Genomic DNA, 23,825 nt, shown 5'->3' with positions numbered 1-23,825 from the left:
AATTGGTGAAGCAGAGAGAACAAGGCTTATTTGCCCTGTTCTTCTACTAAATTAGCTCCATTTGTTTCAATTGTCTTTTTATACCAGTAAAAACTATCTTTTTTATAGCGTTTTAGTTCTTTTTCATCATTTTCGTCGCGGTCAACATAAACGAACCCGTAACGTTTTTGATAACCATTTAACCAACTTAATAAATCCGTGAAGCTCCAAGTGCAGTAACCGAGCATTTCGACGCCATCTGTAATTGCTTCTTGAATAGCTAGAGCATGTGCGCGAATATACTCTATACGGTATTCATCGTGTACATTGTGATCTTCTGTTAAGCTATCATACTCACCAAGCCCGTTTTCAGTAATCATAATTGGTAATTTGTAGCGGTTCGTAATTCTACGCAAGCCGATACGTAAGCCAGTTGGATCGATATCCCAGTCCCAATTAGTTTTTTCTAGATAAGGATTGTTGGTATTTTTGTATAACCCCGGCACACCAGACTCCTCAGAAGTACCTTTTTCACCAGTGGTATTCATTTTTCCAGAACCAACCCCGTCAGCACCATTAAACGCATGTGTCATTGAGCGGTAATAGTTCACGCCCATGAAATCGGGTTTTCCTTTTTTCAAAAGTTCTGTATCACCTGGTAAAAGTTCTGGAGCGAGACCATGCTCTTCTAACCAGTTCCAAGTAGCGGTTGGATATTCGCCCCATGTGTAAACGTCCATCCAGAAGTGTGCGTTAAATTCTTCGGAGTTTTCAGATGCTAAAACGTTTTGCGGATTGGCATCAATTGAGTAACTTGGTCCATATGCAAAGCTTGGACCGATTTTTCCGGAAATACCTAGTTCGCGGAATTTAGCAATCGCGGAAGCATTTGCTAGATTAGCATGATGATTTGCCGCAAACATCCGTTTATCGTCAGAAACACCAGGTGGATGATAAGCTAATTTATACCCGTGTGAAATGAAGACGTTTTGTTCATTAAGTGTTACCCAATATTTCACCCGACCATTGAAGCGTTCGAAAAGTAGGGCAGCATAGGTAGTGAAATCTTCTATCACTTGACGAGATTCCCAACCACCATATTCATCTTGAAGCCCTTGAGGTATATCCCAATGATATAGGGTTACAACAGGTTCAATTCCATAAGAAAGTAGCTCATCAATCAAATTATCATAAAATTTCAACCCAGCTTCATTCACTTCTCCGTTACCGTGCGGGATAACTCGGCTCCATGCAACTGAGAAACGATACGCTTTTAAGCCCTGTTCGGCCATAAGCGCAACATCTTCCTTATAACGATGGTAATTATCCACCGCTACATCTCCGTTTGTTTCTTTGAATGTTGTTCCAGGGATACGAACAAATTCATCCCATACAGATGGCCCTTTACCATCTTCGTCCCAGGCACCCTCTACTTGGTACGCTGCAGAAGCCGAGCCCCATAGAAAATCTTTTGGGAAAGGTTTCAATTTTTTATGTTCCATTATGGCACCTCCAAAATTATGTGCAGTTATAAGTTTTAATTTTGCTTGCCTTATTAATGTAAACGGTTTCTAGTGATTGGTAAATAGGTTTTCTTGTTTTAGGCTCGTGTTTCATATCAATGGTATAAGTTTCTGGATTGAAACGCTGTGTTTCACGAATGTGATAGAGAGAATAATTGACATTTATATGGGGCTCCGTTATTCTATAGGTATAAATGAAAAGAGGTGAGATGACATGTTTCTTTTGAATGCGCGTACTACTATAGCAAAATATTTGTATATTGTCCGTGCAATTTTTTCCGGTATTGCAGTTACATTGGTGAAGTCTGCCCAAAAAACTGCATAATTAGAAAAAATGAGAGAAGCATGGAGTCACGCAATCGGGTTGTATAGTGCTAAATTAGTATTATACTTATAATTGGCGTCGGGCGCTTGTCTGACGCTTTTTTGTTGTCTGAAAATGTTTCACGTGAAACATTTTGCTGTGCTTCTTCGGATAAATGGAGGGGAAAATGACAGTAGTAGCAATGAATGACGTAGTAAAAAGTTTTACAGGAGATATTGTTTTAGATAAAGTATCACTTCAGTTAGAAGAAGGGGAACGTGTTGGACTAATTGGTCGTAATGGAGAAGGTAAAAGTACCATTTTAAAAATTTTGAAAGGCTTGGAAGGTGTAGATTACGGAATCGTGACGCATAAAAAAGAAGTGAAAATCGGGCTTTTAGAGCAGTTATCTACTGTTGATTCAGAAATCAATGTGGAGGAGTATTTGCGGACAAGCTTTGGAAAACTTCAACTATTAGAAAATGAAATTCGTACCTTAGAGAAAGAGCTCACAACAAACACAAGTGAAAAACTACTGAATCGTTATGGTGATAAGATGTCATTATTTGGGGAACTTGGCGGCTATGAAATGGATGCTAATCTGAACAAAGTAGTGAATGGTTTAGGTATTAGTATGTTGAAGACTAGAAAATGGAGCGAGCTAAGCGGTGGCGAAAAGACAAAAACTGCATTAGCCCATTTATTGTTACAGAAAACAGATTTATTACTACTAGATGAACCAACAAACCACCTAGATTTTATGGCGGTAGAATGGTTAACGGCATTTTTGCAACATTATACTGGAACTGTCTTTGTTGTATCGCATGATAGATACTTTTTAGACGAAGTAGTTCAGAAAATGGTTGAGTTGGAAAATAAAAAACTAATCATTTATAACACGAATTTTTCTGGTTATTTAAAGGAACGAGAAGAGCGGTTATTGCACGAATTTCAACAATATAAAGACCAACAAAAGAAAATCAAAAAAATGGAAAAGGCGATTAAACAGCTACGTATTTGGGCAATGGCATCAAATCCTCCTAGTGATGCAATGTTCCGCCGAGCAAAGAACATGGAAAAAGCCTTAGAGCGAATCGTGATGGTGAAGCGACCTGTCTTGACGCAAAAACAAATGCAACTTCAATTTGATGAAGCAGGTCGTAGTGGGCAAGAAGTAGTAGTTATGGAGAATTTGACTAAAGCTTTTGTAGATAAGCCGATTGTAAAGGATGCATCTCTACAAATTAGGCAAGGGGAACGAGTAGCACTTATTGGTAAAAATGGCACAGGGAAAACAACGCTTCTAAAAATGATAGAGGGTAAAGTCACGCCAGATAGCGGTTTTATTAAAGTTGGTCCAAGTGTTAAAATCGCATCACTTTCACAGCAAATGGAAGAACTTAACCAAGAACTGACCGTGCTTGAAGCGTTCCGAGATAAGGTGGAAGTGACAGAAGGAGATGCAAGGAAAATGCTGGCCGGTTTTATGTTTTACGGAGAAATGGTCTTTCGTAAAGTCGAGAATATTAGTGGCGGGGAACGAATGCGGCTGAGGCTGGCCCAGTTTATTAATATGCCTGTCAATACGCTGGTTTTGGATGAACCGACGAACCATTTAGATATTGCATCCCGTGAAGTTTTAGAAGAAGCCATCAAATCGTTTTCGGGAACGGTTATAATAGTATCGCATGACCGCTACTTTATGGATCAACTTTGCTCAAAAGTAATTTGGCTTGAAAACCAGCAGTTAATCACCTATGAAGGGAATTATAGTTACGCATTGACGAAACGAAATTAGTCGCTTAGCTGGAAATTATCATTAAAATAAATTAGAATAAAGAAAAGAGGTGATGAAGTGAAGCTAACAATTGTAAAAGGTGATATTACCGAACAAGATGTCGATGTTATTGTGAATGCAGCTAACTCAGGACTTTTAGGCGGTGCAGGAGTCGATGGAGCAATTCATCAGGCAGCTGGACCAGGTTTATTAAAAGAATGCCAAGAGGTTATTAATCGAATTGGCTCCTGTCCAGCTGGAGAAGCTGTTATTACAGCAGCGGGCGAACTAAAAACTCACTACATCATCCATGCGGTAGGCCCAGTGTGGAAGGGTGGCGAACATCAAGAAGCAAATAAGTTAGCTTCTTGTTATTGGAAATCGTTAGACCTAGCAGCCGGAAAAGATTTAACATCTATTGCGTTCCCGAATATTTCAACTGGCATATATGGATTTCCTAAAAAACTAGCTGCCGAAGTAGTATTATATACTGTGCGAAAATGGATAGAAGAAGAGTATGATTCAAGCATTAAAGAAATTCGCTTCATTTGTTATGATGATGAAAATCTTGCATTGTATAATAAATTAATCAAAAGTGAGGCCGTTTAAGATAAATATCTTAGACGGTTTTTTTAATGTTTCACGTGAAACATTTTTTACTATATTTTCTGAATAAAACAATAAAATAAAACCTTCTTGACATAGCCCCTAGCTTCTTGTAACATCATATTCAATAACTAAAAAATACATTGGCTATTTCAGCATGATTATAGAAGTACAAGTCGCATGATGTGGATATTTTTCCACCATTTTTTCTTTATGAAAATAGGGAGAAGATGATGCGTTTTTTCTATATAAAAAGCTAGCGCCAAAAAAGGAGTGTTCGCGACCCATGTGGGAAACAAAATTTGCAAAAGAAGGCTTGACATTTGATGATGTATTACTCGTTCCGGCAAAATCGGACGTATTACCAAATGATGTGGATTTAAGCGTAGAAATGGCTCCATCACTCAAATTAAATGTACCTATTTGGAGTGCGGGAATGGATACAATTACCGAAGCTAAAATGGCGATTGCAATTGCTCGTCAAGGTGGAGTCGGTGTCGTTCATAAGAATATGAGTATCGAACAACAAGCGGAAGAAATTGAAAAGGTTAAACGGTCTGAAAGTGGCGTTATTATTGATCCTTTCTATCTTACTCCAGATCATCAAGTCTTTGCAGCAGAGCATTTAATGGGGAAATACCGAATTTCTGGTGTCCCAATTGTGAACAACGAGAAAGAACGCAAATTAGTTGGGATTTTAACTAATCGTGATTTACGTTTCATTTCCGATTATTCAACAGTCATTAAAGATGTTATGACAAAAGAAAATCTAGTGACTGCACCTGTTGGAACAACGCTGAAACAAGCGGAGCAAATTTTGCAAAAGCATCGTATTGAGAAATTACCACTTGTTGACGAAGCGGGTATTTTAAAAGGGCTAATCACTATTAAAGATATTGAAAAAGTAATTGAGTTTCCAAATTCTGCGAAAGATAAACACGGCCGACTTCTTGTTGCAGCGGCAGTAGGTATTACAAACGATACATTTGTACGCGTAGAAAAACTCATCGATGCTGGCGTAGATGCAATTGTTATCGATACTGCGCACGGCCATTCTGCTGGTGTTATCAATAAGATTTCTGAGATTCGTAAAACATTTAATGATATTGTTATAGTTGCAGGAAACGTTGCTACAGCTGAAGGAGCACGTGCTCTTTTCGAAGTTGGCGTTGATATTGTGAAAGTGGGAATTGGACCAGGTTCGATTTGTACGACTCGTGTAGTTGCTGGTGTGGGTGTTCCGCAAATTACTGCTATTTATGACTGTGCAACCGTTGCGCGCGAATTTGGTAAAACCATTATTGCAGATGGTGGCATTAAATATTCTGGGGACATCGTGAAAGCATTAGCTGCTGGTGGTAATGCCGTTATGCTCGGAAGTATGCTCGCTGGAACAGATGAAAGTCCTGGCGAAACAGAAATTTTCCAAGGTCGTCAATTTAAAACATATCGTGGTATGGGCAGTTTGGCAGCGATGGAGCATGGTTCTAAAGACCGTTATTTCCAAGCCGATGCTAAAAAACTAGTCCCAGAAGGTATTGAAGGGCGCGTTCCTTATAAAGGTTCTGTTGCGGACATTATCTTCCAATTAGTTGGTGGAGTTCGTTCTGGTATGGGTTATACTGGTTCGGCAGACTTAAAACATCTTCGTGAGGAAGCGGAATTCGTTCGCATGACTGGCGCTGGGCTACGTGAAAGTCATCCGCATGATATCCAAATTACCAAAGAAGCACCAAATTATAGTATTTCCTAAGTGTTTAGAAAGCAGGGATTCTCAAGAGGTGGATGAGAGTCCTGGTTTTTTTAAAAAGTACTTTAAACGTCATTATTTGAAGCTAACTTCAAATAATGGTGAAATATTTATTAACTAGAACATTACTTCAAATAGACGGAATTCCTATAATTTATATTATTGATTGGTTACTATCCGAGCAGAAATCTCTTTAATTCAGAGATTCTGCTTTTTTTAGTAAAAAATCCAAAGCAGCTCCAAAACACGAATTTCCTCAAAAAGCTTCAATTACAGTCGCAAAACAGCTATACTAATCCTATAGAGGAGGCGTGACAATAGATCATGATAGAGCAAGCAAAACTTATTTTACAACAGAATTTTGGTTATCAAGATTTTCGGGCTGGTCAAGTGGATGTCATTTCCAAACTTTGCGCGGGAGAAGATACCCTCGCAATCATGCCAACAGGTGGTGGGAAATCGCTTTGTTACCAAATTCCAGCACTTTTATTTGATGGACTAACTATCGTTGTTTCTCCACTTATTTCATTAATGAAGGATCAGGTAGATGCGCTGGTTTCTGAAGGGATTCGAGCCACTTTTATAAATAGTACACTAACTACTCACGAAATCGATCTTCGTTTAGATGCCGCTTTTTCAGGAGAACTTAAGATGCTCTATATTGCTCCAGAACGAATCGAAACGCCCGGTTTTCAGCGCTTAATCGAACAAGTACCGATTTCCTTATTCGCGATTGATGAGGCTCACTGTATTTCACAGTGGGGACACGACTTTAGACCAAGCTATTTAACGCTGTGTGATAGTTTAGATAAAATGAAGAAAAGACCGCTTGTTATCGCGCTAACAGCAACTGCAACTCAAGCTGTTTCAGACGATATTTGTCGGTTGCTCCGAATCCAGCCTAATTCAGTCGTGAAAACAGGCTTTTCGAGAGATAATTTGTCATTTCAAGTTGTTAAAGGGCAAGATAAAGATAAGTATTTGATGGATTATTTAACAAAAAACAAGACAGAATCTGGTATTGTTTATGCTTCGACGCGTAAGGAAGTAGAACGTTTGCATGCTTTTTTACTAAAAAAAGGCGTTGAATCCGGAATGTATCACGGTGGAATGAGCGATTTGGCAAGACAAGATTGGCAAGAGAAGTTTCTATACGATGATATTCGTGTAATCGTTGCCACAAATGCATTTGGAATGGGAATTAATAAGTCTAATGTACGCTTTGTTATTCACTATAACATTCCACGAAATATTGAGGCGTACTACCAAGAAGCGGGACGTGCTGGGCGAGACGGGGTGCCGAGCGATTGTATCTTGCTTTTTTCACCACAAGATAGCAGAATCCAGCAATTTTTAATTGAACAATCCGAAATGGACGAGGAGCGGAAACAGAACGAATTTGCCAAATTACGCCAAATGACAGGTTACGGCTATACGGAAATCTGTTTGCAAAAGTATATTGTTCAATATTTTGGTGATGATGAAGAGAATTGTGGGAAGTGTAGCAACTGCTTAGATACTAGAGAAGCCACTGATGTAACGATTTTAGCGCAGCAAGTTTTTTCTTGTATTAAACGAATGGGAGAGCGCTTTGGAAAAGTTCTGATTGCCAAAGTATTAACTGGTTCAGCTGATCAAAAAGTAAAAGACTGGCGCTTTGATGAACTGAGTACCTATGGGTTAATGAAAGATGCTTCTCAAAATGATGTTCTGCAACTTATTGATTACCTCATAGCTGAAAAGTATTTACAACCAACTGATAGCCAGTTCCCTGCCTTAAAATTGACGGAACGAGCAGTTTCAGTGCTACGAGGTGAATTAAAAGTTGAACGAAAACAAGCAAAACGAGCAGAAAAAGTGAAAATAGAAGTAAATAGTGATTTATTTGAACAACTCCGTGAAGTGCGAAGAGAATTAGCTTCGAAACATAAAGTACCGCCGTATATCATTTTTTCCGATGAAACTTTACGGGAAATGTGCGCATACTTGCCGCAAGACGAAGAGGCACTTTTAGAAATTAAAGGTATTGGTGCAATGAAACGTGATAAATACGGAGCAGAATTCTTGGCAATTTTACAACAAGAGGCAGTGAAAGAATAGATAAGTTGTGTTACGATAAATAGGATAGAAGAGAGGATTTTGACAGATGACAAAAACATTAGTATTGGCAGAGAAACCGTCTGTCGGTAAAGATATTGGTCGCGTACTCGGTGCTAAACAAGGGAAAAATGGCTATTTAGAAGGCGGAAAGTATGTTGTTACTTGGGCGCTTGGACACCTTGTCACGCTAGCAGACCCAGAACGCTACGACCCCAAATATAAAAATTGGAATATGGAAGATTTACCGATGCTGCCAGAAAAAATGAAGCTAGAACCAATTAAACAAACACGAAAACAATACGAGACAGTGAAAAAACTAATGAATCGTACCGATATTACAACCATCGTTATTGCAACCGATGCAGGACGAGAAGGCGAACTTGTTGCGCGCTGGATTATTGATTATGCAAAAATCAAGAAGCCACTTAAACGACTATGGATTTCATCTGTAACCGACAAAGCAATTCGCGAAGGCTTTGAACATTTAAAACCTGGAAAAGCCTACGAAAATCTATATCATTCTGCTGTTGCGCGTTCGGAAGCTGACTGGGTAGTTGGGATTAACGCAACACGAGCACTTACTACCAAATATAATGCTCAACTTTCATGTGGGCGAGTTCAAACACCTACACTTGCGATGATTCAGCATCGTGAAGAAGAAATTCGCAACTTTAAACCACGTGAGTACTACGGAATTACTGCTTTAACTGAGCAAGAATGTTTCACGTGGAACAATGGGCAAACCTTTGATAGAGCTTTAGCTGAAAAACTAGTGAAATCTTTACAGGGTGAAACAGCTGTTATTACCGATGTTTCTATGAAAGAAAAGAAAACATTTTCTCCAGGGCTATATGACCTGACAGAACTTCAACGCGATGCCAATAATCGTTATGACTTTTCGGCAAAAGAAACGCTTAACATTATGCAAACACTGTATGAGCGTCATAAAATTTTAACTTATCCTCGAACGGACTCACGCTTTATTTCTACGGATATCGTTCCAACCTTAAAAGAACGTCTGCAAGCATGTGGCGTTGGTGAAAATGCGAAAGCCGCGCGCCAAATTAGTAGCAAGCCTATCAAAGCTAATAAATCGTTCGTAGATAACAGCAAAGTTAGTGATCACCATGCGATTATCCCGACAGAACAATCCGTTTCACTTGGAGACTTAAGCGATAAAGAAAGAAAAATCTATGACTTAGTTGTCAAACGTTTCTTAGCAGTACTTTCAGACCCATATGTGTATGAAGAAACCTCTGTTAAAGCAAAAATTGGTCAAGAAGATTTCACGGTAAAAGGAAAAGTCGTTAAATCACTTGGTTGGAAAAGCATTTACGGGGAAGCACGCGAACCAGATCAGCTGACCAAAATGAAAAAAGGCGATAAAATTCCAGTTAAACGAGTAAATTTAGAAACTGGAAAAACTAAGCCGCCCGCTAGATTTAATGAAGCAACACTTTTATCTGCAATGGAAAATCCAGCAAAATATATGGAAACATCAAGTAAAGCGCTAGCGAAAACGCTTGGTGATACAGGTGGACTTGGAACTGTTGCAACTCGAGCAGACATCATTGAAAAACTTTTTAACAGCTTCTCCCTAGAAAAGCAAGGTAAGGACATCCAAATTACTTCTAAAGGACGTCAACTACTTGAGCTAGTTCCAGAAGACTTGAAGTCCCCGGAATTAACTGCTCGTTGGGAACAAAAACTATCTAAAATTGCCAAAGGTGAATTAGATTATCGTAAGTTTACTGCAGAAATGCGCGATTATGCGAAAAAAGCAGTATTGGAAATTAAGCAAAATGATAAGAAATTTCGACATGATAATATTACTTCACAAAAATGTCCTGATTGCGGGAAGCCAATGCTAAAAGTTAAAGGTAAACGCGGTACAATGTTAGTATGTCAAGACCGCGAATGCGGACACCGTGAATCACTTTCGAGAACAACCAATGCCCGTTGTCCTAATTGCCATAAACGGATGGAAATGCGTGGTGAAGGTGACAAACAGCTATTTGTTTGTGTTTGTGGGTATCGTGAGAAGCTATCCGCTTTCCAAGAACGTCGCGATAAGCAAAAAAATAAGAATGTCTCAAAAACAGACGTAGCTAAATTTATGAAAAAACAAAACAAGCAAGAAGATGAACCATTTAATAATCCAATGGCAGAAGCTCTCGCTAAACTAAAACTAGATAAATAAAATCAAACAAAGCGACCCACTCAAAATGAGTTGGTCGCTTTGTTTGACATAAACTGCCATTTACGAAACAATAAAATGAGAATTCATATCAAAAAGGAGATGTTTCACGTGAAACATAATCGATTAATTATAGAAACAGACATTCCAGCTAAGATGCGGGACGAGGTAACGCTTTATGCAGATATATATCGCCCAGCAGACGAAGGGGAATATCCAGTTTTACTTACGCGGTTACCTTATAGCAAAGCATACGGACTTCACTTTATTAGACCTAATATTTTGGCAGAGCAAGGTTATATCGTTATCGTTCAAGATGTCCGCGGCAGATATACATCAGAAGGAGAATTTGTCCCTTACATAGCAGAAGTTGATGACGGTTACGATACCATTGAATGGGCAGCTAAACTTCCTTACTCAAATGGGGACGTAGGGATGTTTGGCTTATCTTACTATGGCTACACGCAGATATTAGCAGCAATTAGTGGAAATAAGCATTTGAAGGCAATTGCACCAATTATGGCACAAAATAGCATGACAGACGTGTTTAATGATCATGATGGCGCACTTGAACTAGGTATGTGGGAGACATGGAATCTCGAATCAATGCTACCAAATATGCTCGCAAGAAAATACGAGACGCGAGAAGAGCTAAAACAAGCAATAGACAAGTTAATGAAAAATCTAGATAGCCTAGATGCACTTTACAAGTTCAAACCATACAAAAATTGGCCGGCAATTGGTCCCGAAGAAATGCCCTATTTTTCCCAATTACTTGATTATGAACCAACGCACAGCCACTGGCAGGGAATTGATGCTAAAAGTAATTACGAAAAAATCAAAGTTCCCGGCCTCCATGTCGCTGGCTGGTATGACTGTTTTCTAGATAAAACAATTGCTAATTTCCAAAATGGACACACTAGAGGGCTTGGCGATCGGCTGGTAATTGGACCATGGACACATGCTAATTTTGGGCAAATGATTGGTGACCGTGATTTTGGAATGGCTGCTAATGCGTGGGGGGAAGCGAGTATGCATAAACGGCATATCGAATGGTTTAATCACTGGCTAAAACAAAAACCACTTCCAGAAATAGCGCCAATTAATTACTTTGTTATGGGGCTAAATGAGTGGAAAACTACCGAAGAATGGCCACCTGAAAATGCAACCATTACACCGCTCTATTTTCAAAAAGGGAAAGTAAGCGCCGAGTTTACACAACCAACTACTGATTCTGAAGCTACATTTAGCTACAACCCAGAAAATCCCGTGCCGTCTAATGGTGGAGGAACGCTGCACAAGGAACTGCATGCTGACGGACCGCGCGACCAACAAGCATTAGAATTGCGGGAAGATATACTTTGCTATACAACAGCACCATTAACTGAAGCGTTAGAAGTAACAGGATCTGTGCAAGTAAGGTTATGGGCTAAAACAGATGCGCCAAACACTGATTTTACTGCTAAACTAGTAGATGTATTCCCAGATGGTAGAGCATTTAACCTCGCTGACGGGATTATTCGCGCAGCTAAGCAGTACGGTGATCGAGTGCAAAATAATATCAATGAATACACAATTGATTTATGGGCAACAAGTAATCTATTTCGAAAAGGACACCAAATCCGTGTCGAAATTTCTTCTAGTAACTTTCCAAGATTCGACCCGAACCCAAACACAGGAGAGAGCTTTATTAACTCCACCGAAAGTCAAGTTGCAAACCAAACCATTTATCATAGCCCAGAATACCCGTCACATATCCTATTACCAATTGTTAGATAGTTCGTCTTTGGGCGAAAAGTTTTATATACGAGGATATTAAATCATGGTAAAATATGAAAGTATCCGCCTGAAAAATGAACCCTATTGGAAAAAGGGAACTTACAATAGGGTTCTTGATGAAAATATAGATTATAGATAACATGAGCATTTTTTTGCTTAAACGAAGGAGAAGTTGCAGTGGAAAATATAATAAAAAAAGCTGGGATTGCTATCATGGCTGTATCCCTTGCAGTAAGTGGCTTTTTGGTAAGTCCGAATTTAGCGGAAGCCGCAGAAGCACCAAACGTAAATGCAAATGCAGCCATCGCAATTGAAGAAAGTACAGGAAAAATTTTGTATTCAAAAGACGCTGATAAACTCATGGGTATCGCATCAATGACAAAAATGATGGATGAATACTTACTACTTGAAGCAATTAATGATGGAAAGCTAAAATGGGACGATAAAGTAACCATTTCTGAATATGCGTACAAGGTTTCTCAAGATACCTCATTATCCAATGTGCCGCTGAGACTAGGCGAACAGTACACAGTGCAAGAATTATACGAAGCAATGGCGATTTATTCAGCAAACGGTGCAGCAATTGCTATTTCTGAAAAAATTGCTGGTTCTGAAAAAGAGTTCGTAGCGATGATGAACAAAAAAGCAGAAGAACTAAAGCTTGGTGAGCATCAATTTGTTAACTCAACTGGTCTTAATAACGAAGATTTAAAAGGCGGTCAGCAAGTTGGTGGTCCAAAAGATGAAAACAAAATGACAGCTCGCGGTATGGCAAAATTAGCGAAACACTTAATTAATGACTATCCAGAAGTACTTAAAACAGCAAGCACGACCAAAAAGGAATTTCGTAAAGGGACATCTGACCAAACCGACATGACAAACTGGAACTGGCTACTGCCAGGTCTGATTTACGGTCGTGAAGGTGTAGACGGACTGAAAACCGGAACAACAGATTATGCAGGTATGTGTTTGACGGCTACTGCTGTGCAAAATGGTATGCGTGTAATCACGGTCGTACTTCATGCTAATGGTGGGGGCGAAGGAGAACATACTAGTGCCCGTTTTGACGAAACCAACAAAATGCTAGACTACTCTTTTAATAATTTTCAAGTAAAAGAAGTGCAAAAAGCAGACTCGAAAGTGAAAAATCCTTCCACTATTGCCGTAGATAAAGGTAAGGACGATACAGTTGGACTTGTTACAAAAGATGCAGTAAAACTAGTCGTACCAAAAAATGGCAATGAACCAAAATTAACTACAAAGGTTACACTCAAAGATAAAACATTAGAAGCACCAGTCAAGAAAAATACCGAAGTTGGCGAAATGGCTGTCTCCTTGAAAGATGGCGACAAATTAGGCTATCTTGACGGATCACAAACAGAAAATGTTAAAGTTGTGACTGCTAGCGACGTCGAAAAAGCAAACTGGTTTGCCCTTTCCGCACAAGCAGTTGGATCATTCTTTACAGGTGTTGGCAATTATGTGGCTGACGGTGTGCAAGGTTGGTTTAATTAAAAAAGTCGATTTCCCAAATCCGGGAAATCGACTTTTTAATTTCTATTCAATCACAAACTGATTATGATAAAGCTCCGAATAAAATCCTTTTGCTTTCATCAATTCATCGTGATTACCTTGCTCAATAACTTCTCCTTGGTGTAGCACCACAATATGGTCAGCATCGAGGATTGTTTTTAAACGGTGGGCAATAACGAAACTTGTTCTACCAGAGATTACATTATCCATTGCTTTTTGGATTCTGCTTTCTGTTACGGTGTCTACATTACTCGTTGCTTCATCTAGAATTAGTAGAGAAGGGTTAGTAATGATAGTTCTAGCAATACTCATTAACTGCTTTTGACCGACACTGAAAATATTGTTTTCATCGCTAATCTCCGTATCGTAGCCATTTTCTAGACTCATGATGAAGTCATGGATGTTAGCTTGTTTTGCTGCATCAAGAACTTCTTCGTCTGTTGCTTCTGGCTTACCGAAAATAATATTATCACGAATCGTACCAGTGAAGAGTACCGAGTCTTGCAGCACGATGCCAACTTGCTTCCGTAGTGAATCTAGCCTAATGTCACGAATATCAATGTCATCAAACAAAATTGAACCGCCATCAACGTTATAGAACCGATTCAGCAAGTTCATAACAGTAGTCTTACCAGAACCAGTTGGGCCAACAAGTGCAACCATTTTCCCTTTACTTACATCAATCGAAACATCTTTTAAAACTGGCTTTTCAGGGTCGTAAGCAAAATCGACATGATCTAGCTTAACGCCTTTGTTAATACCATCAATGGTTTGCAGATTTGCACGTTCGACTTCTTCTTCCTCGGCAAATACTTCGCTAACACGGCGCGCACCAGTGATTGCAAGTTGCAGTAAACTATACTGGGACGAGATTTGCGTTAGTGGCATATAGAACTGTTGTGAATACTGGACAAACATGACAATCAAACCAAGAGCAGCAGTACGTTCTAAGTCACCATTTAAAGCTAACCATCCTCCAAAGAAGATAACAATTGCTGTATTAAGTAGTGAAATACCTTGCATCATTGGGAAAAGTAAACCAGAGTAAACTTGGCCTTTGTAAGTCGCCTCTTTTACGACATTATTTTGTTTGACAAAGCCTTCAATCGTTTCTTCTTCCAAGCCATTAGTGATAATAATTTTTTGACCAGAAATTTTTTCATCGATATAGCCGTTTAATACGCCTAGTTCATCTTGTTGCACATCGACATACTTACGGGCTTTTCGGATAATAATCGTTGCAATAGCTACTGCAAACGGTGCTGAAATTAGTGTAACAAAAGCAAGTTCTACATTTTGTTGGAACATCATGATGATAACACCAACCATTAGTGCGATATTAGAAAGAACTTGAATAAGCGCCTGATTTAGTGTGTTGGAAATGTTATCCAAGTCACTAGTGAAACGACTAAGCATTTCGCCATCATTGCGGCTATCAAAGAAACGAATCGATAGTTTTTCCATCTTGCGGAAAAGCCCTATACGCATTCTGTTCGTCGATTTGCCAGCTACTCCGGTCATAATAATACTTTGGATAAAAGTGGCAGCGGCGAGCAGTACGTAGCAGAGAACGAGCATCCAAATAATATGGATGAAGTCGCTCTTATCGTCCACGCCAGTTTGCATTAACCGAACGACGTAATCGCCTAGCTCTTGAACAGCATTACCGATATATTGTGGTGCTTTTACTTGCAGGTATGTTGCAAAAATGACAGCAACTAAAATGACAGCAAGTTGTGGTTTATAACCTTTGAGATAGTGCCAGAAAAAGCGGCTAATTTGTTTAAACTCTTTCATTATGCAGTTACCTCCTTGCCTTTTTGAGTGTCATAGATTTCACGGTAAACCGCATTTTCTTTAATAAGTTCTTTGTGAGAACCGACGCCAACTAGTTTTCCTTGATCAAGAACAAGAATTTTATCTGCTTGAATCACTGAGGAAATTTTTTGGGCAATGATAAAGGTAGTGGTGTGGTCGAGTTCTTTATTAAGTGCTTCTTTTACTAATTTCTCAGACTTCGCATCAAGCGCACTAGTACTGTCATCGAGAATTAATACTTTAGGAGAACCGATAACGCCACGAGTGATCGATAAGCGTTGTTTCTGCCCACCAGAGAAGTTATTCCCACGTTCAGAAACAGGAGCGTCATAGAGTTTCGCTTGTTTGTCAATGAACTCTTTAGCTTGGGCGATTTTACTCGCTTTTTCCATTTCTTCGGGTGTTGCATCTTTTTTACCATGACGTAAATTATCTGCAATCGTTCCAGAGAAAAGAATCGCACGTTGAAGAACGAAAGAAACGGTATTTCGAAGCGTTTTTTTGTTAATATCTTTTAAGTTAGTTCCACCAATAATAACTTCACCTTCTGTTGGGTCATAAAGGCGAGGGATTAGCTGGGCAAGGGTTGACTTACCAGAACCAGTGGCACCAACGATTCCTACCATTTCCCCAACACCTGCCTTAAAGGAGATATCTTGCAGCGCGGGTGTATCATCGCCGTCGTATTTAAAACTAACATGGCGAAATTCTACTGTACCATCTAGGTCTTGTTCAGGTGCATTTTCGTTGTACGTAATATCTGGCTCTGTTTCAAGTACTTCGGTAATACGTTTCAATGAAATAAGTGCACGTGAAGCCATCATCATCAGCATCCCGCCGATAATAATTGCCATCATAATTTGCATAAGATAGTTCATAAAGGAGGCAATTGCCCCGATAACTTCAGGATTATCCGCTGCCATATCGCCAACAAAGTAGATAGAAACAACAATTGCTAAGTTAGAAACGAGCATAAATGCAGGAATCATCACGGAGAAAAGTGTTCCAACGATAATTGTATGACGAGTTAATTTGTCACTGACAGTAGTGAAGCGACCAATTTCGTTGTCTTCTTGGACGAAAGATTTAACAACGCGCATTCCAGCAAGGTTTTCTTTCGCGATGGCATTTACACGATCAATCAAGCTTTGAATAATCGCAAAATGTTTACCCATCGAACCGAAAGTGAACACGACAATCAGAACAACGAGAACAACAAGAACAATAATTACCCACCATAATTCAGGTAAAGTAAACATCGCTAAGATAAAAGCTCCAATGAACATAATCGGAATTCTCGTTAGCGATTGTAGTGAAAGCATCACTAAGTTTTGGACCTGAGTAATATCATTTGTTTGTCTTACAACAAGGTTACCGGTCGAAAGTTTTTCAATATTACTAAATGAAAATGTTTGGATTTTGCGAAAACTAGATTCACGAATATCTGCACCAACGCCTTGAGCGACTTTGGCAGAAAGAATCGTATTTAGAACCCCTGCGACAAGGCCAACAGCAGCGATACCGATTAGCAGTACGCCAATGGACGAGATTTTGTCCATATCATCTTTCATAATGGCATCTAGAACTTGTTGGAGTAATTTTGGTTGCCATAGTTGTGAGATAACCATGACGACTACAAACAGTGTCGATAGTGTTGCTTGTAGTTTGTAATTTTTAAGATGATGAAACAATACTTTCATGATTTTCCTCCCTTGGAAAACGGAAATATAGAAGTGCGAACGTATATTCTAATATAGATTGTGAAAATTTGCAAGAGAAATTTTTCCTAATTGTAAATATGGCGAAAATGTGGCAAAATCAGCACTGGTATTTATTTTAGATTGTGAAAAACGCTAAAAATTAACGCTTGATTTCCACTGCTACAAAACCTCTTACACTATTAATTAACCACACAAAGTCAGCTTCCAAAAGGTCTCTTTTTGTTAGTGTTTGTTCGAAAATCTTCTTTTCTGCTAATAAACTAGCCCTCATTGTCCCTGGAAGTAGACCAGAAGATAATGGTGGAGTTAAAAGATGATTCTTTATACCTAGAACTATATTCCCGTTAATGAACTCTGTTAGCTCTCCGTTTTCGTTCCATAAGAGCGTTTCATCGGTATGGGTGTTTTTTAAGTTATTATAAATAGTCCGATTCGTCGTTTTATGATAAAGAAATGGGTCATTTGCCAATACTGGTTTGCTCGCTAAAGAAGCAGTAATTGGCGAGCTTTTCGCGCTGATTTCAGTGAGCTCAAACTTGGTTGATCCATCAGAATGTAATAGAACGCGGAATTTATGTGTACCAGTTGGTTGATTTTCCGCAATTTTGCGCCATTGTTGTTCCATTTCTTTCCTATTAATGGGAAATCCAAAATGATGTGCGCTTTTTTCAAGGCGTTCTAAATGAGACGCTAGTCGAGCTAGTTGCCCATTTTCTAACCGTAAACATTCAATTAAGGAGAAAGTAGCTTGGTTTTTCAAAATAGCTGATTTAGCATGGATTTCTGAAAACTCACTTTCGGTATCAGAATCCCAAACAATACCGCCACCTACACCATATGTCGCTTTCTTATTCGTGATGGAAATGGTTCGAATGGGAACGTTAAAAATTGCATTTCCATTAGGCTCTAAATATCCGATTGCTCCACAATAAACACCACGAGGAGAGTCTTCTAAAGCAGAAATGATTTCCATTGTTTTTGCTTTCGGTGCGCCCGTTATTGAACCACAAGGGAACAGGGCTTTGAAAATGGCCGTTAAACTTGTGTCTGGAAGGGTCTCGGCAGTAACAGTTGAAGTCATTTGCCAAACAGTTGGGTAAGGTTCTAAAGTCATTAGTTTGGGCACCTTGACACTTCCTGGTCGAGCAATCATTCCTAAATCATTGCGTAATAAATCCACAATCATGACATTTTCTGCGCGGTTTTTTGGGTCGTTCATTAGCCAATCATGTGCAGCTCGATCTGCGTCATCCGTTTTTCCGCGTCGAACAGTGCCTTTCATCGGTCTGGTCGTCAGCAAAGTCCCTTGTTGTTTAAAAAATAATTCAGGTGACGTAGAAATGATTTGAAAGTTATCAGTAGAAAGAAATGCCGTGTAATTTGCTTTTCCAGCTTGTTGTAAAGTCTGATAAGTCGCTTTAGCAGAAAAGTAATCAGGTAAATCGCCCTTGAGTCGCACGGTGTAGTTAAGTTGATAGGTGTTCCCAGCAGCTATTTCAGACTTGATTGCTGCGATTTTCTTGGCATACTTAGAATAATCTGTATCCATTTTAAAAGAGATAGCTGTAGCTTGCTCCGTTTCAAAAATGGCATCTGTGAAATGATCATATACGCCAAACCAAACAAGCGGTAGAGTTTCATCAGAAGTTTTCGTCACCAAACTTTGTTTAAAAGCAGGAGCAGCCTCATAGCTAACAAAACCAGCAACATATTTTCCCGATTTTTGCGCTTCTTCTGCTGCACGCATAACAGATAAAACCTCACTCAAATCATTAGCAACAAGTTCTTGCAGAGGATTTTCAAATATTTTAACTTCACCTTCAAAATCAAATCGTAACAAACTCATTTTTCATTTCTCCCTATCCGTACAAAATTTTGAAGTAGTTCGTGTCCGCATTCAGAAAGAATGGCTTCTGGATGGAACTGCACACTATAAATTGGTTTTGTGGCATGCTTTAATCCCATGATAATGCCGTCATCTGTTATAGCTGTTATTTCTAATTCGGCTGAAAGGGAATTATTTTGCACAATTAGCGAATGGTAGCGAGTTACTAGAAATGGGGTCGCAAGTCCTGTAAATAACCCTGCTTGATCGTGCGTGATGAAGCTCGTCTTTCCGTGAACTGGAACATTAGCCCGAACAACTTTAGCTCCAAAAACAGTTGCAATCATTTGATGTCCTAAGCAAATACCTAAAATAGGTAAACTAGTTTTATCGAGAATTTCCAAACTGGTAGGGAATTCTTCCGGCGAACCAGGTCCAGGAGAAAGTACGACCATTTCTGGGTTAAGTGCTGAAAATTTATCAAGTGTCAAATTCGCTGCGGAGACAACGCGGATATCTTCCCCAAGCTCTGAAAAATATTGGTATAAATTATAGGTAAATGAATCATTATGATCAATTAGTAAAATCATTCGAATCCCCCCAATTTTAAATGGTTATACTTCTTTATAGCAAATAGTCACTTAGATAACAAGTTCAAATGTTTAATGCGATAAAACAAGTGGAAAGGTACAATAAACAAGTAAAGGAAGGTGTTTTAGATGGAAAATGAACTAGAAAATAAGATACTTGCAATTTTGGACGAACATCAAGTAGGGGTACTCGCTTCTGTACAAGGAGATTTTCCGCATGCTAGATATATGACATTCCTTCATGAAGGTTTAACACTCTATACACCTTCTGGAAAACAGCAGCCCAAAACTGAAGAAGTTCGCAAAAATCCACATGTTTGTGTGCTAATTGGTTATGACGGGAAAGGTTCGCCATTTTTAGAAGTAAACGGGCTTGCTTCGCTGGAAGAAGATGAATCAATCAAAGAACTTATTTGGGAAAACATCTCGAAAGAATGGTTTCAAAATGAAGAGTCGCCTTCTTTTGTAGTGATAAAAATTGTTCCTGAGCAAATTAGATTATTGAATGCAAATGGCGACGGATCTGATACACTTGATTTAATTGGTTAAATAATTGCTTGTAATTTAGATAGATATGCGATAGAATAACTTTAAATTCATACGAAAAGCGAAGACAAGAAGTAGTAATAAGGTCAAGTTTCTAAAGAGAGCAGGTGGTTGGTGCGAACCTGGCGTAATTTCCTTATGAATCCATCTTGGAGTGAGTGGTGGAAAGCAATTTTTGCGAGTAAGTCATTCCGGAATGGTCCGTTAAACCTAAATGAAGCTGGGGATTTTTATAAGTCCCAATAAGGGTGGCAACGCGGTTAACTCTCGTCCCTTTCCTGTTAATTCGGGAAAGTACGGGAGTTTTTATATGGAAAAAAATAAAGGAGGAGTTAGCATGTTAGATGTTAAATTGTTACGTAATAATTTTGATGAAGTAAAACAAAAACTACAAAATCGCGGAGAAGACCTTGGTGAATTCGAAAAATTTGGCGAGTTAGATAAACGTCGTCGAACTTTAATTGTTGAAACGGAAGCACTTAAAAATCAGCGGAATGAAGTTTCCCAAGAGATTGCCAAACTAAAACGGGAAAAACAGGATGCAGAAGCAAAAATTGAAGAAATGCGTGTTGTTGGGGATCGAATTAAGACCCTTGATATTGAACTAAAAGAAATAGATGATAAGCTAGATACGATTTTAATGTCGATTCCGAATATTCCCCATGAATCTACGCCTATTGGTGAATCAGAAGATGATAACATTGAAATTCGCAAATGGGGCGAAGTGCGGGAATTTGATTTTGAACCGAAAGCTCACTGGGACATTGGAACAGATTTAGATATTCTTGACTTTGAAAATGCTGCTAAAGTAACTGGAAGCCGTTTTGTCTTTTATAAAAAATTGGGTGCGAGATTAGAACGTGCGCTAATTAACTTTATGATGGACTTGCATTCTAATGAACACGGCTACGAAGAAATGTTACCGCCATACATGGTTAACCGCGCAAGCATGACTGGTACCGGTCAATTGCCGAAATTTGAAGAAGATGCTTTTCTTATTGAAGCAGAAGATTATTTCTTAATTCCAACAGCAGAAGTTCCCGTAACAAACTACCACCGTGAAGATATTTTAAAAGCAGAAGATTTACCAAGAAAATATACTGCCTTTAGCGCATGTTTCCGTTCTGAAGCTGGTTCTGCTGGTCGTGATACTCGTGGTTTAATTCGCCAACATCAATTTAATAAAGTTGAGCTAGTTCAATTTGTAAAACCAGAAGATTCTTACGCGGCGCTAGAAAAATTAACGGAAAATGCTGAAGAAGTATTGCGCCGACTAGAATTACCATATCGTGTTCTTAGTATGTGTACAGCAGACCTAGGTTTTACTGCTGCCAAAAAATATGACTTAGAAGTATGGATCCCAAGCTACAATTCGTATCGCGAAATTTCGTCGTGTAGTAACTTTGAAAGCTTCCAGGCAAGACGTGCTAACATACGTTTCCGACGTGAACCAGGAAGCAAGCCAGAATATGTACACACACTAAATGGTTCTGGCTTAGCGCTTGGTCGTACAGTTGCTGCAATTCTAGAAAATTATCAAGATGCGGATGGTTCAGTTCGTATTCCAAAAGCACTTCAAGGCTATATGGGTGGTATTGAAAGAATAGCAGCCCCAACAAAATAAGGAAAGAAGGACTAAAAATGCTCGAACTGAGCGAACTTCCAAACATTGGCAAAGTACTTGAGCAAGAACTAATTAAGACGGGCACAAGAACCCCTACAGAGCTGAGGAATGTTGGTAGCAAAGCAGCCTTTTTACGAATTTGGGAAAATGATTATACCGCTTGTTTGAGTAAATTATGTGCACTTGAAGGAGCCATTGAAGGTATCAGGTGGCATGATTTAGATGAAATAAAGAAAAGCGAGTTAAAGAAATTTTACCAAACCTTATAAAATGAAAAACCGACTTGGCATTTGCGCAAGTCGGTTTTTATTTCCCGGGAAATAGTTATTTTAATTGTTGTTCCGCAAATGAAGCGTATAGCGGATGAGTGGCAACCAGTTCGCTATGTGTTCCACGACCGGTTATTTCTCCGTTTTCAATAAAGAGAATTTGGTCAGCATTAACAATAGTAGAAAGTCGATGTGCGATTACAAAAGTAGTACGACCTTCCATTAAATTTGCTAAGGCTTGTTGGACGATTTGTTCTGATTGGCTGTCTAGGCTCGCAGTGGCTTCATCTAGCATTAGGATGTTTGGGTTGCGTAAAAATGCCCGAGCAATTGCAATCCTCTGTCTCTGTCCTCCAGAAAGCTTCACACCTCGTTCGCCGACTTCTGTTGTCATTTTGTCAGGTAGTTCGGAAATAAATCCATCAGCATAAGCTAATTTTGCGACGTTCCAAAGTTCGTCTTCGTTGATTTCACGATCTAAGCCATAACATAAATTATCACGAATCGTTCCAGAGAGCATGGCGCTTTCTTGTGAAACATACCCAATTTGTGAGCGCCATGAGTTAATCGAAATCTCAGAAAGAGGAGTATCTCCAACGAATATTCCACCTGTTTTTGGCTCATAAAAACGTTCCAGAATCGCGAAAAGGGTAGACTTACCTCCGCCGCTTGGACCGGCAAAAGCGATTACCTCTCCTGGTTTCGTATCAAAAGAAATATCCTTCAAAATGGGCTCACCTTCATTATATGAAAATGAAATAGCGGAAGCACGAATTGTTTTTCCACTAACATCGACTTCTTTACCAGCATCAAAATCTTCTTCTGATTCATTCAATATATCCGCAATTCGTTCCGTTGCACCTTTTGCTTTTTGAAGTTGTGCGAAGAAAGTGGCAAAAGAGGTTACTGGGACGATAATTTGGAAAAGATAAAGCAAGAAGGCGATTAGTGTTCCCGTAGTCATTGTCCCAGCCGAAACGCGAATACCGCCGTAGCCAATGATACCAACAATAACTCCCATAACAACAAAGAAAATCAGCGGGCCTAGAACTGCGACAACTTTGGCTTCTCGAATACCAAAACCAAATAGACGATTAATTCCTTGATGGCCTGACTCTGTCTCAATTGTTTCGGCATTAGAAGCTTTTACAAGTCTTGCTTCCGATAGCGTTTGGCTAATTGTTCCAGTGAAATTGGCCGTTTCATTTTGAAGCCCTTTAGAAATTTTAAACATTTTTTGACCAAGTGGGGCAACAACAAGAGCTGTGATTGGCACAGCGACTAAGATAATCAGCGTCATTTTCCAGTCCATAAAGAATAAGATAATAATCGCGCCGACCACGGAAATAATTCCGGTAACAAATTGTGGGAAGTGATCAGCAATTAGTTCTTTCACAACCACTGTATCGTTTACCATTCGACTTACCATCTCACCAGTTTTGGTATTATCGAAGTAGGAAACTGGTAAATGCACAATTTTTTTCCACAGACGTTCCCGAATAGTTGCAACTACCTTTTGTCCCATATAATTTAGCAAGAAAATCGAAAAACCATTTGTAATTGCTTGCAAAATAAACGCAAGAACAATTAAAACCACCATTTTTACATCAAGTGACGCGATGGAGAACCCGTCAATTAAATTTTTAGTAAAAAGCGGCACAATTAAACCGGCGACTGTGGTAATAACACTTGCAAATAAAGCGCAGAAAATAATCCAATTAGCAGGCTTGGCGCTAATAAGTAGCTGAAAAAAGCTACGCCAGCTATATTTTTTCTGATCCATTCGATTCACCCTTTCTGAGTTACCTATTAATATCTAGTTGCTTACTTTTTTAAGTATAATCATTTTTATGAATAATAAACCAGTCTAAAGTGGTAATTATT

Annotated in this window: 17 protein-coding genes and 1 other annotated feature; of the genes, 10 read left to right on the top strand and 7 right to left on the bottom strand. The window is 39.1% G+C overall.

The annotated features are described in order from the left end of the window. Positions 1-26: 26 nt before the first annotated feature. Positions 27-1,481, bottom strand: coding sequence for a glycoside hydrolase family 1 protein (locus tag JL53_RS14965; RefSeq protein WP_038408060.1), 1,455 nt, complete (start codon positions 1,479-1,481; stop codon positions 27-29). A gap of 16 nt (positions 1,482-1,497) precedes the next feature. Next, on the bottom strand, positions 1,498-1,815 hold the full coding sequence (locus JL53_RS15480) for a hypothetical protein (protein ID WP_077916431.1): 318 nt from the start codon (positions 1,813-1,815) through the stop codon (positions 1,498-1,500). Between the two features lie 178 nt (positions 1,816-1,993). On the opposite strand from JL53_RS15480, the gene abc-f reads away from it, so the two are divergent. From abc-f to pbpD1, 7 genes are all read left to right on the top strand, one after another. Then, positions 1,994-3,604, top strand: a complete 1,611-nt coding sequence (gene abc-f / locus JL53_RS14960) for a ribosomal protection-like ABC-F family protein (RefSeq protein WP_038408059.1) — start codon at positions 1,994-1,996, stop codon at positions 3,602-3,604. Positions 3,605-3,661: 57 nt separating this feature from the next. Beyond that, on the top strand, positions 3,662-4,192 hold the full coding sequence (locus JL53_RS14955; protein WP_003721089.1) for an ADP-ribose-binding protein: 531 nt from the start codon (positions 3,662-3,664) through the stop codon (positions 4,190-4,192). A gap of 283 nt (positions 4,193-4,475) precedes the next feature. Further along, positions 4,476-5,942, top strand: a complete 1,467-nt coding sequence (gene guaB, locus JL53_RS14950) for an IMP dehydrogenase (RefSeq protein ID WP_038408058.1) — start codon at positions 4,476-4,478, stop codon at positions 5,940-5,942. A 321-nt stretch (positions 5,943-6,263) separates the two neighbouring features. Further along, a complete protein-coding gene (gene recQ, locus JL53_RS14945; protein WP_038408057.1) occupies positions 6,264-8,039 on the top strand; it encodes a DNA helicase RecQ in 1,776 nt (591 codons plus the stop codon). A gap of 46 nt (positions 8,040-8,085) precedes the next feature. Then, the gene (locus JL53_RS14940; protein ID WP_038408056.1) at positions 8,086-10,239 is read left to right on the top strand and encodes a DNA topoisomerase III; all 2,154 of its coding nucleotides are present in this window, start codon (positions 8,086-8,088) and stop codon (positions 10,237-10,239) included. 108 nt (positions 10,240-10,347) lie between these two features. After that, positions 10,348-12,015 (top strand): CocE/NonD family hydrolase, encoded by a 1,668-nt coding sequence (locus JL53_RS14935; RefSeq protein WP_038408055.1) that lies wholly within the window; start codon positions 10,348-10,350, stop codon positions 12,013-12,015. Between the two features lie 177 nt (positions 12,016-12,192). Next, on the top strand, positions 12,193-13,530 hold the full coding sequence (gene pbpD1, locus JL53_RS14930) for a D-alanyl-D-alanine carboxypeptidase PBPD1 (protein WP_038408054.1): 1,338 nt from the start codon (positions 12,193-12,195) through the stop codon (positions 13,528-13,530). 42 nt (positions 13,531-13,572) lie between these two features. On the opposite strand, the gene JL53_RS14925 is transcribed toward pbpD1, so the two are convergent. The 4 genes from JL53_RS14925 to JL53_RS14910 form a co-directional block, all read right to left on the bottom strand. Beyond that, positions 13,573-15,345 carry an ABC transporter ATP-binding protein gene (locus JL53_RS14925; RefSeq protein ID WP_003721080.1) on the bottom strand — a complete coding sequence of 591 codons (1,773 nt, stop codon included), beginning with the start codon at positions 15,343-15,345 and terminating at the stop codon, positions 13,573-13,575. After that, positions 15,345-17,066, bottom strand: coding sequence for an ABC transporter ATP-binding protein (locus JL53_RS14920; RefSeq protein WP_038408052.1), 1,722 nt, complete (start codon positions 17,064-17,066; stop codon positions 15,345-15,347). The genes JL53_RS14925 and JL53_RS14920 overlap by 1 nt, the downstream gene beginning before the upstream one ends. A 160-nt stretch (positions 17,067-17,226) precedes the next feature. Then, positions 17,227-18,933 (bottom strand): aminodeoxychorismate synthase component I, encoded by a 1,707-nt coding sequence (gene pabB / locus JL53_RS14915; RefSeq protein ID WP_038408051.1) that lies wholly within the window; start codon positions 18,931-18,933, stop codon positions 17,227-17,229. Further along, entirely contained in the window at positions 18,930-19,502 is a 573-nt protein-coding gene (locus JL53_RS14910) for an anthranilate synthase component II (protein WP_003721075.1), read from the bottom strand. The genes pabB and JL53_RS14910 overlap by 4 nt, the downstream gene beginning before the upstream one ends. Positions 19,503-19,631: 129 nt before the next feature. Here JL53_RS14910 and JL53_RS14905 point away from each other — a divergent pair, with 129 nt between their 5' ends. The 3 genes from JL53_RS14905 (at position 19,632) to JL53_RS14895 (ending at position 21,941) form a co-directional block, all read left to right on the top strand. Further along, positions 19,632-20,051, top strand: a complete 420-nt coding sequence (locus JL53_RS14905; RefSeq protein ID WP_003721074.1) for a pyridoxamine 5'-phosphate oxidase family protein — start codon at positions 19,632-19,634, stop codon at positions 20,049-20,051. A 52-nt stretch (positions 20,052-20,103) separates the two neighbouring features. Continuing rightward, positions 20,104-20,326: a binding site (T-box leader), on the top strand. A gap of 59 nt (positions 20,327-20,385) precedes the next feature. Then, positions 20,386-21,672, top strand: a complete 1,287-nt coding sequence (gene serS / locus JL53_RS14900; RefSeq protein ID WP_038408050.1) for a serine--tRNA ligase — start codon at positions 20,386-20,388, stop codon at positions 21,670-21,672. Between the two features lie 17 nt (positions 21,673-21,689). Further along, positions 21,690-21,941 carry a TfoX/Sxy family protein gene (locus JL53_RS14895; protein WP_038408049.1) on the top strand — a complete coding sequence of 84 codons (252 nt, stop codon included), beginning with the start codon at positions 21,690-21,692 and terminating at the stop codon, positions 21,939-21,941. A gap of 55 nt (positions 21,942-21,996) precedes the next feature. Here the strand turns inward: JL53_RS14895 and JL53_RS14890 are convergent, their stop codons facing one another. After that, on the bottom strand, positions 21,997-23,724 hold the full coding sequence (locus JL53_RS14890; protein WP_038408048.1) for an ABC transporter ATP-binding protein: 1,728 nt from the start codon (positions 23,722-23,724) through the stop codon (positions 21,997-21,999). Positions 23,725-23,825: the final 101 nt, after the last annotated feature.

The organism is Listeria ivanovii subsp. londoniensis, from assembly GCF_000763495.1.
Taxonomy (GTDB): domain Bacteria; phylum Bacillota; class Bacilli; order Lactobacillales; family Listeriaceae; genus Listeria; species Listeria londoniensis.
The sequence above is the reverse complement of the archived record's forward strand: the minus strand, read 5'-3'. Positions and strand labels throughout refer to the sequence as shown.

Coding starts and splice junctions, on each gene's coding strand:
- JL53_RS14965 (WP_038408060.1), bottom strand. CDS start 1,481: ATGGAACATAAAAAATTGAAACCTTTCCCAAAAGATTTTCTATGGGGC.
- abc-f (WP_038408059.1), top strand. CDS start 1,994: ATGACAGTAGTAGCAATGAATGACGTAGTAAAAAGTTTTACAGGAGAT.
- guaB (WP_038408058.1), top strand. CDS start 4,476: ATGTGGGAAACAAAATTTGCAAAAGAAGGCTTGACATTTGATGATGTA.
- recQ (WP_038408057.1), top strand. CDS start 6,264: ATGATAGAGCAAGCAAAACTTATTTTACAACAGAATTTTGGTTATCAA.
- JL53_RS14940 (WP_038408056.1), top strand. CDS start 8,086: ATGACAAAAACATTAGTATTGGCAGAGAAACCGTCTGTCGGTAAAGAT.
- JL53_RS14925 (WP_003721080.1), bottom strand. CDS start 15,345: ATGAAAGAGTTTAAACAAATTAGCCGCTTTTTCTGGCACTATCTCAAA.
- JL53_RS14920 (WP_038408052.1), bottom strand. CDS start 17,066: ATGAAAGTATTGTTTCATCATCTTAAAAATTACAAACTACAAGCAACA.
- pabB (WP_038408051.1), bottom strand. CDS start 18,933: ATGAGTTTGTTACGATTTGATTTTGAAGGTGAAGTTAAAATATTTGAA.
- JL53_RS14910 (WP_003721075.1), bottom strand. CDS start 19,502: ATGATTTTACTAATTGATCATAATGATTCATTTACCTATAATTTATAC.
- JL53_RS14905 (WP_003721074.1), top strand. CDS start 19,632: ATGGAAAATGAACTAGAAAATAAGATACTTGCAATTTTGGACGAACAT.
- serS (WP_038408050.1), top strand. CDS start 20,386: ATGTTAGATGTTAAATTGTTACGTAATAATTTTGATGAAGTAAAACAA.
- JL53_RS14895 (WP_038408049.1), top strand. CDS start 21,690: ATGCTCGAACTGAGCGAACTTCCAAACATTGGCAAAGTACTTGAGCAA.
- JL53_RS14890 (WP_038408048.1), bottom strand. CDS start 23,724: ATGGATCAGAAAAAATATAGCTGGCGTAGCTTTTTTCAGCTACTTATT.